Below are 1,654 nucleotides of genomic sequence, written 5' to 3'. Positions count from 1 at the left end.
GCGATAGCGGTGTGTCATTCAGCAAAAATGTTGCCTGATACACCGCTATCGCGAGCAGGCTCACTCCTACTAGGAACCGTGGTGTCCGGTCGGGTTGGGCTTGCCCGGCGCTGCGATTTGTTTGAAACTGCGCGCCTCGTCCTTCGCGGCGACCCTGGATCAGCAGACAGGGCAACACTGAGCTGGCAACCCTGAACCCAACTTTCAGAGGAGCCGGCCACAATGCCTGCGACCCGTACCTGGTTAAAAAATCCCCTCGCCATTTTCACCTCTAACGAACTCGACGCCCGTGGCGGCCTTGTCGTGCAAGACGGTGTCATCGTCGAAGTGCTCGCTGCCGGTCAGCAGCCGTCGGCGCCGTGCAATGAAGTGTTCGAGGCCCGCGAGCATGTGATCCTGCCGGGCCTGATCAACACTCACCATCATTTCTATCAAACCCTGACCCGCGCCTGGGCGCCGGTGGTCAATCAGCCGTTGTTTCCGTGGCTGAAAACCCTGTACCCGGTATGGGCGCGTCTGACGCCGGAAAAACTCGCCCTCGCAACCAAAGTGGCGCTGGCCGAATTGCTGCTCTCAGGCTGCACCACTGCTGCCGACCATCACTATCTGTTCCCGGACGGTCTGGAAAACGCCATCGACGTGCAGGTCGAAACGGTGCGCGAACTGGGCATGCGCGCCATGCTCACGCGCGGTTCGATGAGCCTCGGCGAGAAGGACGGCGGCCTGCCTCCGCAACAAACGGTGCAGGAAGGTCAGGTGATTCTCGACGACAGTCAGCGGCTGATTCACGAGTACCACGAGCGTGGCGACGGCGCGCAGATCCAGATCGCCCTGGCGCCGTGTTCGCCATTTTCGGTGACCCCGGAAATCATGTCGGCCAGCGCTGATCTGGCGAACAAGCTCGACGTCCGTCTGCACACCCACCTGGCAGAAACCCTCGATGAAGAAGACTTCTGCCTGCAGCGCTTCGGCCTGCGCACCGTTGATTATCTGGACAGCGTCGGCTGGCTCGGCCCGCGTACCTGGCTGGCCCACGGCATCCATTTCAACCCCGACGAAATCGCCCGCCTCGGCCAGGCCGGCACCGGCATTTGCCACTGCCCAAGCTCGAACATGCGCCTGGCTTCCGGCATTTGCCCGAGCATCGAGCTGACCGACGCCGGCGCGCTGTTTGGTCTCGGTGTGGACGGTTCGGCTTCCAACGATGCCTCGAACATGATCCTCGAAGCGCGTCAGGCTCTGTACATCCAGCGCCTGCGTTACGGCGCCGAAAAAATCACCCCGGAGCGCGTGCTGGGCTGGGCGACCAAGGGTTCGGCGAGCCTGCTCGGCCGTAGCGACATCGGCGAAATCGCCGTGGGCAAACAGGCGGATCTGGCGTTGTTCAAGCTCGATGAACTGCGCTTCTCCGGTAGCCATGATCCGATTTCAGCGTTGCTGCTGTGCGGCGCCGATCGGGCCGATCGAGTGATGATCGGGGGCAAGTGGCGTGTGGTCGATGGCCAGGTTGAAGGGCTGGACCTGAAAGGTCTGATTGCCGATCACAGCCAGGCGGCTCGCCAGTTGATCGCCGGGACCTGACTCACCGTCGTTCAAAACTGTGGGAGCGAGCCTGCTCGCGAAGAGGGAGTGTCAGACAACATGTTTGTTGGAT

At 61.9% G+C, this 1,654-nt stretch carries 1 protein-coding gene; it reads left to right on the top strand.

What is annotated here, in order from left to right; translation table 11 throughout:
* The first annotated feature begins 222 nt into the window (after positions 1 to 222).
* On the top strand, positions 223 to 1,581 hold the full coding sequence (locus DCO47_RS26690) for an 8-oxoguanine deaminase (RefSeq protein WP_064362912.1): 1,359 nt from the start codon (positions 223 to 225) through the stop codon (positions 1,579 to 1,581).
* Positions 1,582 to 1,654 lie beyond the last annotated feature (73 nt).

Origin of the sequence: Pseudomonas sp. NDM, assembly GCF_003105095.1 — a bacterium.
In the GTDB taxonomy this organism is placed as follows: domain Bacteria; phylum Pseudomonadota; class Gammaproteobacteria; order Pseudomonadales; family Pseudomonadaceae; genus Aquipseudomonas; species Aquipseudomonas moraviensis_A.
Note: the sequence above shows the minus strand (reverse complement) of the source record. Positions and strands in the feature narration are given on the sequence as shown.

Excerpts from the sequence above, each read along its gene's own strand:
- DCO47_RS26690 (WP_064362912.1), top strand. The coding sequence starts at position 223 with ATGCCTGCGACCCGTACCTGGTTAAAAAATCCCCTCGCCATTTTCACC.